Source organism: Rhizobium sp. P1_E1, assembly GCF_056406015.1.
Map to the genome: position 1 here is coordinate 1 of NZ_JBFUAY010000207.1, position 7,512 is coordinate 7,512.

8 protein-coding genes are annotated in these 7,512 nt (G+C 57.4%); 5 read left to right on the forward strand and 3 right to left on the reverse strand.

The genetic code is table 11. From position 1 onward, the window contains the following. The 5 genes from AC1D1Z_RS31460 to AC1D1Z_RS31480 form a co-directional block, all read left to right on the forward strand. On the forward strand, nucleotides 1–724 hold a 724-nt coding region (locus tag AC1D1Z_RS31460; protein ID WP_477852754.1), incomplete at its 5' end, for a FixG Ig-like domain-containing protein. After that, on the forward strand, nucleotides 721–1,206 hold the full coding sequence (locus AC1D1Z_RS31465) for a FixH family protein (RefSeq protein WP_130806892.1): 486 nt from the start codon (nucleotides 721–723) through the stop codon (nucleotides 1,204–1,206). The genes AC1D1Z_RS31460 and AC1D1Z_RS31465, both read left to right, overlap by 4 nt. After that, on the forward strand, nucleotides 1,203–3,488 hold the full coding sequence (locus AC1D1Z_RS31470; protein WP_477852756.1) for a cation-translocating P-type ATPase: 2,286 nt from the start codon (nucleotides 1,203–1,205) through the stop codon (nucleotides 3,486–3,488). The genes AC1D1Z_RS31465 and AC1D1Z_RS31470 overlap by 4 nt, the downstream gene beginning before the upstream one ends. Continuing rightward, on the forward strand, nucleotides 3,485–3,643 hold the full coding sequence (ccoS, locus tag AC1D1Z_RS31475; RefSeq protein ID WP_003549679.1) for a cbb3-type cytochrome oxidase assembly protein CcoS: 159 nt from the start codon (nucleotides 3,485–3,487) through the stop codon (nucleotides 3,641–3,643). The genes AC1D1Z_RS31470 and ccoS overlap by 4 nt, the downstream gene beginning before the upstream one ends. Before the next feature lie 34 nt (nucleotides 3,644–3,677). Further along, nucleotides 3,678–4,349, forward strand: a complete 672-nt coding sequence (locus AC1D1Z_RS31480; protein ID WP_130806896.1) for a Crp/Fnr family transcriptional regulator — start codon at nucleotides 3,678–3,680, stop codon at nucleotides 4,347–4,349. 333 nt (nucleotides 4,350–4,682) lie between these two features. Here AC1D1Z_RS31480 and AC1D1Z_RS31485 read toward each other — a convergent pair whose 3' ends face one another. From AC1D1Z_RS31485 to AC1D1Z_RS31495, 3 genes are all read right to left on the reverse strand, one after another. Next, nucleotides 4,683–5,762: a hypothetical protein gene (locus AC1D1Z_RS31485; protein WP_477852759.1), complete on the reverse strand. Its 1,080-nt coding sequence runs from the start codon at nucleotides 5,760–5,762 to the stop codon at nucleotides 4,683–4,685. Between the two features lie 33 nt (nucleotides 5,763–5,795). Next, nucleotides 5,796–6,803 (reverse strand): glycerophosphodiester phosphodiesterase family protein, encoded by a 1,008-nt coding sequence (locus AC1D1Z_RS31490; RefSeq protein WP_063473330.1) that lies wholly within the window; start codon nucleotides 6,801–6,803, stop codon nucleotides 5,796–5,798. Nucleotides 6,804–7,286: 483 nt separating this feature from the next. After that, nucleotides 7,287–7,512: GNAT family N-acetyltransferase (locus tag AC1D1Z_RS31495; protein WP_477852761.1), on the reverse strand; the 226-nt coding region annotated here is incomplete at its 5' end.

Sequence of the window (7,512 nt, forward strand, 5' to 3'; positions counted from 1 at the left end):
GGATTGCAATGCCTGCGTGGCGGTGTGTCCGATGGGAATCGACATTCGCGACGGACAGCAGATGGAGTGTATCACATGCGCGCTCTGCATCGACGCCTGCGACGGTGTCATGGACAAGCTCGGAAAGCCTCACGGCCTGATTGCCTACGCCACGCTGAGCGAATACTCGAGCAACATGTCGCTTGCCACGGACGAAGGACGAACGGCCGTCCAGCCATCCAGGGTTCGAAACAAGGATGGGACCTTCGTTCCGGCGATCCGGCACTTCGACTGGCGTATCATCTTTCGTCCGAGAACCGTCTTTTACGCAGTCGCCTGGGCGTCAGTCGGCATGGCGATGCTCGTCCATCTCGCCTTTCGGGAGCGCCTTGAACTCAACGTCGTTCACGACCGAAACCCCCAATATGTTCTGGAAAGCGACGGCTCTCTGCGGAATGGCTACACGCTTCGTGTACTGAACATGGTGCCGACGCCGAGGGATGTGAACATAAGCCTGGTCGGGCTGGAGGGGGCGACGATGCGCATCCCCGAGTTCGGCAAGGAAGACGCTCGCAGCTTTACAGTCCATGCCGAACCCGACGCCGCCACGACGCTCAAGGTCTTCGTTACACGCAAGCCTACCGGAGCCGCGATCAATGAATTTCTGTTCGTTATCGAAGATACCGATCATGCCGATCGGGCAACCTACCGCGCGGCGTTCAATGCACCGGGAGACATCAAATGAAGACCTCCGCTCAAGGTTTTACAGGCCTGCACATGCTGCTTGCGACCTCGGCATTCTTTGGCGTGGTGATCGCGGTGAACGTCACCATGGCCTTCTATGCCTCCTCCAGCTGGAGCGGTCTGGTCGTGGAAAACACCTATGTCGCCAGTCAGGAGTTCAACCGCAAAGCGGCGGCGATGAAGGCAATGGCCGCTTCCGGCATCGAGGGCAACCTCTCCATAAAGGGGCACGAGATCCGCTACGACATTCACGACAAGAGCGGATCGCCTGCGATCGTCGACGACGTCGTTCTGAATTTCAAACGGCCCGTCGGAGACCACGAGGACTTCCTCCTTACGCTCAAGAAGGCAGCCGCGGGGCGGTTCGAAGCGGAACATGATCTAGCCGAAGGTGACTGGATCGTCGAGGCCATCTCGCGAAACGGTGGCGTGGTCGTCATGCATGAGGCAAAACGCATCGATACCGCGGAGTTAGACCAATGACCTGCTGTACCATGGACGCGGAAAGCGTGCTTGCCCTCAGCACGACATCATTCAGTGCCGAAGAGGTCCGCCTTGCCAGCCAGCCGCTCGGCGAAGGATTGCGCCAGTTGGACCTGAGTGTTTCSGACGTCCACTGCGGCGGCTGCATTTCGACCATCGAAAGGACGTTGTTGACGCTTCCCTTCGTCAAGACAGCGCGAGTCAATCTCACAGCGCGAAGGGTGAGCTGCGTCTACAAGGAGGAGATCGAGACGGGCGCAACCGATCCGTCCAGGATCCTCGCAGCGATCAACTCGGCCGGATATCGCGTGCATCTCTTCACCCCCTCAGCTCCCGAGAACGACAAGACCAGAAATCAGCTTCTCCTCGCGATCGGCGTTTCCGGTTTTGCGGCTGCCAACATCATGTTGCTCTCAGTATCGGTCTGGTCGGGCGCAGATGCCGCGACGCGCGATATGTTTCATTGGATCTCGGCGATGATAGCAGCGCCCGCGCTGGTTTATGCGGGGCGCTTCTTCTTCAAATCGGCCTGGAATGCGCTGCGGCACGGGCGCACCAACATGGACGTTCCGATCTCACTCGCGGTGTCGCTCTCCTATGCCGTTTCCTTGTGGGAGACCGTCCATCACGGCGAGCATGCGTGGTTCGACGCTTCGGTCTCGCTGCTCTTCTTCCTGCTGATCGGCAGAACCCTCGATCATATCATGCGGGAAAAGGCTCGGGCAGCGATCAACGGACTGGCACGGCTCGCCCCGCGCGGAGCATTGCTGATCAATCCGGACGGGTCGCGACGCTACATTGCGGTAGAAGAGATCGCGGCGGGGGATGAAATCTCGATAGCCGCAGGCGAACGGGTTCCCGTCGATGGCATTGTCGTCAGCGGAGAAAGCGACCTGGACCTCTCCATCGTCACTGGCGAGAGCAGCCCCGTCGCCGTCGCCAGCAACAGCGAAGTGAGTTCCGGGGCGATGAATCTGACCGGCTCGCTGGTGTTGCGGGCGACGAGAATTGCCAAGAATTCACTTCTCTCGGAGATCATCGGCCTCATGGAAGCCGCCGAGGGCGGAAGAGCTCGCTATCGCAGGATCGCCGATCGCGCTGCGACACTCTATTCGCCGGTCGTGCATCTGCTGGCGCTGGTCTCCTTCCTTGCCTGGGGCTTCCTGGGCGGAGACTGGAAACAGGCCATGCTGGTCGCCGTAGCGGTCCTGATTATCACCTGCCCATGCGCATTGGGTCTTGCCGTGCCCGTGGTCCAGGTCGTCGCCGCGGGGGAGCTTTTCCGGAAGGGCATCATGGTGAAGGACGGCTCAGCACTCGAAAGACTGGCCGAGACCGACACCGTGGCCTTTGACAAGACGGGCACCTTGACGATGGGCAGTTCGCGCCTTGTCAGAGTGGACGCCATGGACGAGAGCGCCACCGCAATCGCCCGTGGATTGGCAGCGCATTCACGGCATCCTCTTTCTCGGTCTCTGGTGCGGGACACCGAAACTGCCCCCATCTCCTTCGACAGGGTCACGGAAATCCCCGGCGGGGGACTGGAAGCCAGGAACGGAGCGGATATCTATCGCTTGGGCAACGCGGCGTTTGCCTGCGGAACCAGCTTCGTGCCCCGCACCGCCGACAGTCCGTTCTCGGAAGTGGTCCTGTCGAAGAATGGCGTCGATCTTGCCCGCTTCTTCTTCGATGACACGCTTCGTCCGGGTGCGTGCGAGGCCATCGACCGGCTCGATGCAGCCGGCCTTGAAACGCTGATCGTGTCAGGCGACAGGCAGACCGTCGTCGACAATACGGCGCATGCCCTGGGTATCGACAGGGCTTTGGGCTCTCTGACGCCGAAACAGAAGGTCGAGGAATGCCAGAGGCTGAATGGCGAAGGTCGTCGCGTGCTCATGGTTGGCGACGGGATCAACGACGCCCCGGCGCTTGCTGCCGCGCATGTCTCGATGGCGCCCGCCACGGCCTCCGATATCGGCAGACAGGCGGCCGACCTCGTCTTCTTCAACGATCGCCTTGACGCTGTTCCGGAAGCGATCGCCGTTGCGCGACGATCCGCCAGCCTCATCCGGCAGAACTTCGCTCTCGCCATTGGTTACAACGTTCTGGCGGTGCCGATCGCCATCGCCGGATTGGCGACGCCGCTGATAGCGGCGGTGGCAATGTCGACATCTTCGATCATCGTCGTGACGAACGCACTGCGGCTGAACGCCCTCAGCAAGCGTCCGGATATGCACATTCGAGGAGGGATCGGCAGGAGTGCGGAGGTCAAAGCCGCATGAACATGTTGATCTATCTCATACCGATCGCGCTGCTGATGGGAGGAATAGGACTCCTGGCATTCCTTTGGTCGCTGAAAAGCGGCCAGTATGACGACCTTCAAGGCGCCGCCTGGCGAATCCTCGCCGAGGACGAAACCGATCAACGAGAACCCTGACCGCACACTGGGTCCAAACACGAAAGGAAGATGGATGCTTGCGAAAAATTCTGTACTTCTGCAGTCTGACCTGTTTGCTGGTTTGGATCAGGCGACTGTGGAGCAATTCACCGCAACGGCTGAGTTTCGAGCCTTCGCCGCTGACGAGAAGATCATAGCCGAGGGCCAGCAGGCGTCGTTCGTCTACTGCGTCATGAACGGTTTTGTCCGACTTTCAAAATCGGAATCCGCCGGGCGCGAGGCGGATATCTGCGTGTGCGAGCCGGGCGACACCTTTGGAGAGTATCTACTCGCGGGGGGCGGCTCCTACGCTTATAGCGCGCAGTCCGCCGACGGGGCCGAGGTCGCGCTGTTTGCGCTCGCGGACTTGCAGGCGTTCACCGACCAACATCCGGTCGTACACCGGAACGTCATGCGCATTATGGTCAGGCACCTGCTCGGCGCGATGGATTGTATTGCGGGAGACCGGTTGCTCACAGCCGCACAACGGGTGGCAAACTATTTTATGAGCCGTTGCCCCGCCTCGGCGACCACCTCGCGGGTCACGTTCAGGCTTCCTTACCGGAAGCGAATCCTGGCCGGCAAACTGGGCCTGGCGCCGGAAGCCCTTTCCCGCGCATTTGCGGCGCTCGCGGCGTCGGGCGTCGAAGTCAGAGGCAAGGTCGTTCTGGTCGATAGCGTCGACCTGCTTCGCAAGGCGTGCTAACCTTCACTAACCGGTACAACAGATCCGAGATGAGGCTCAAGCAGAAGCGCTTCATGATAATTGGAAGGCTGCTTGATTTCGATCAATCCCGCCTCCGACACATCTCAGTGATCAACAATAGATCCAGCGGCCGATCACATTACCGCCCTCACAAAATGATGCGGGCATTGGGTCTGTGAGGGCTGCCGACTTTGATCGTCACGCAATCCGTTCATTCGGCTCCCTGGAGACGGCTCTGTTTGTTTGTCACGATCGATTTCTCGCGCAGCTTTCACCGCTAACCGGTCGTCCTGAAACTGGTTTCGTAAAGCTGTCGTCGGAACAGAATGAGAGTCACTGACGTTCGATTTTGTTGCTGATCCCATTTCGAGCCACCGAATTAACATTGGACGGAGGATTGCCAGGACGAGCCGTACCACAGGGGGTTCTGATTTCCCCGGAAAGGTACTGACCGCTATTGCATGGCAGCATGCTGACATCGAGAAAATCGCTCGACTTCAGGGAGTTCTGATACGCTATAACTTCTTTCATGGACAACGGGGTCGAAAAGATCGTCACTCCCTCAAAGCCCGGCAGTGCCTCCACTGGCTCGATCATGGGCGAGCTCTGYCCGGGCACCGCGGCCGCGCCAATAACCCATGGCCCAACCGAGCCGAAAGTGACGGATTTCGGGCGGCCGGTTGGCGTACCAGAGCTGTAGGCAGAATGCGGGAACCCGCTGTCGAGCACTRCCTCATCCCATTGGTAAGCTGTAAACATCAAAAGATAGGTATATGGCGCGAAACGGTCGATGCGAAGTTTGCCGTCTGGAGTGAAGGTGTAGTAAATCCACTCTGTGCCGGAGAATGCGCCTGTTGGCCCCACGACGTTCATATCCCACGGCTTTTGCCACCACGCAGTATCCGCCCTTCCACTTTGAAGCAGGCTTTTTGCAAAAGACCACTTTTGACCATTTGCGTTAGGCGTGGCACCTAACGCAAATGACAGGTAGGCGCCGTTCGAAGGGGAACTAAGTAGCGACAGCGCGCTACCGCCATTAGGAACGGTATTGTCTCGGGTCTTTTCTACCAAAAGGACTGTGAATCCCCTGTCGGGTCTGATCGATGCGGGTTGACTAGTCTCGACTGATCCGTGCGGTGGAAAGTTGAAAGAAGTCTTATTGGTATAGAAGTCAAATGCCTGCCTCGTATTTTCAGGCACTGGATAATCCACTCCTGCCGCCGAGTCGTGTATGTACACCTTTGGATATTGCCCGAAAATCGGMACGACCTTCGGTGTGAGGGTCTGAGATACTTTGTCGGATGCGCTTCTAAGACAATTGGCTTCATCGATGCATGATGCCGATTGGCCCGCGCCAGCAGCAAGACAACCCACCGCAGAAAACAGCAGGAAGATTCTTTTCCCATAATTCATTAGACAATCCTTTGCGGACGCGTTGGTCTTGCCTTAGCGGCTGAGTTTGGTTGTGTTGCGGCGCCCAATCTGGCGCAGCATGTCGCCGATTACGTCGGGCAAATCGGTGGTGATAAGATTCGTACGATTGACGATCGCCATCTCCGGATCACCTCGGTAATCGGGCACGATACCTCGTTGCGCGGTCGACTTAGGATCGGTGTTATGCTCGAAGCAGCATTTGCCAGCGCTGTTGGCAACGCCCTCGGGATAGTAGTTACTTTCATGATAGGTGGCGAAGCCCTGCTTCTGGTCGATATAGTCAAAATACGCCTGAAGACCGTCGCCTTTGTAGAATTGGTTCATCTCAAATTGAATGGAAAACGGCGCCACATTCCATTGATCGTAGATTGAGTCCTCATGGGGATCATAGCTGGAATCCTTCACGTTCTGGTCATCCGGGTTCTCGACAATAATCAGCCCACCAATGAGGCCGGGGTCGTAGGTCGTCCGATTCAAGATCGTGCCGACATCCACCGCATCCTTCGCTTTGAGTTTGAATACGACGGCTTTGCTGAGTTTCGCATTTGCCTTGGTCGCGAGAATGTCAAGGCAATGTTGCATGAGCTCGATGGGATCGGTCGGGTCCTGATCATCGACCGCCGCCTTGACGTCTACGATCATCACGTAGCCACGACCATCGTCGGAAACATATTGAGCGAGTAGATCGAGCGCGGCAGAGAACGTCAGGAACTTAGCCTTTCGTCCGTGCGGATCCGTAAATACGCGACCATGCCGGTCCCTTAGATCCGCCTGCCTTAATTGAGAAAAGTCTTGGTTGTATAATAGACCGCTTCCAGTTGACTCGCGCTCAATCCTGTAGTCGTGAGATAGAACCACTTCTTTGTCCGCGGTGAAGCGGGCGTCGACTTCCACGCTCTCGATTTGCGAATTCCAGGCGTCTTGCAAGGCGTAGGCTGAATTCTCTGGATAGATCTCCCAGGATCCGCGATGCGCAGATAAGATGACCAGGTCATCGTCGGGTTCCGGCAGCTTAAACATGCTTCTCGTAATCGCACTTACGAGATATGGCGAAGGCTTTACCGGCAGCAGCGCCGTTCCTTCGGCACTGGATGAAACACCGAAGGCGAAAAAAGAAGTTAATATGAGCGATGCTCGCAGACACGACCGGCCGCAGAGGTGGCCAAAACGCCAGGAGCTAGAATGAAGAGTCGCTGACGCTGCTACGTTGTTGCTGGATTGCATAAAGATTCAGAACCTTTCGATGATAATGTTCGTTAGCTCGCTACATCGTACCTCTTGCACCTGCGGCTTTTTGCAACAGCACAAGCGTCTCAGCAGTGGTTAGGCTGGTGGGAACGGAAGCAGGGATGAATGCCATCGCAGCGACAAGAGACAGTTAGCCAGCGCCTCAGTCGCCGCTGGCGTTACGGCTGCAACAGCAACATCAAGATGGTCCATAAAATCGGATCACACCAAAGGGGTCGCGATATCGCGTTCTCAACGCTGTGGCGTAGGGGTTTTTCAGGCAAGTGGAGTCTCCGGCAGAACCTTCGTCATCAAATCTGCTAGGCCAAACGATGTTTGGACGTAGTCAATTGCCTGCCAGCCACTGTTTTCGTAAAGAACGCGCGCGTCCTCTGTTACCAAGTAGAGGCTTTTGCAACCGAGACGCAATGCCTCCTGCTCCAGCCGGTTAATCAACAACGCGGCTATTCCTTTATTGCGGTGGAATGGATGGACATACAGC

What these genes read in the sequence shown, in the direction of transcription:
- ccoS (WP_003549679.1), top strand. Translation starts at nt 3,485, where the DNA reads ATGAACATGTTGATCTATCTCATACCGATCGCGCTGCTGATGGGAGGA.
- AC1D1Z_RS31465 (WP_130806892.1), top strand. Translation starts at nt 721, where the DNA reads ATGAAGACCTCCGCTCAAGGTTTTACAGGCCTGCACATGCTGCTTGCG.
- AC1D1Z_RS31490 (WP_063473330.1), bottom strand. Translation starts at nt 6,803, where the DNA reads ATGTTTAAGCTGCCGGAACCCGACGATGACCTGGTCATCTTATCTGCG.
- AC1D1Z_RS31480 (WP_130806896.1), top strand. Translation starts at nt 3,678, where the DNA reads ATGCTTGCGAAAAATTCTGTACTTCTGCAGTCTGACCTGTTTGCTGGT.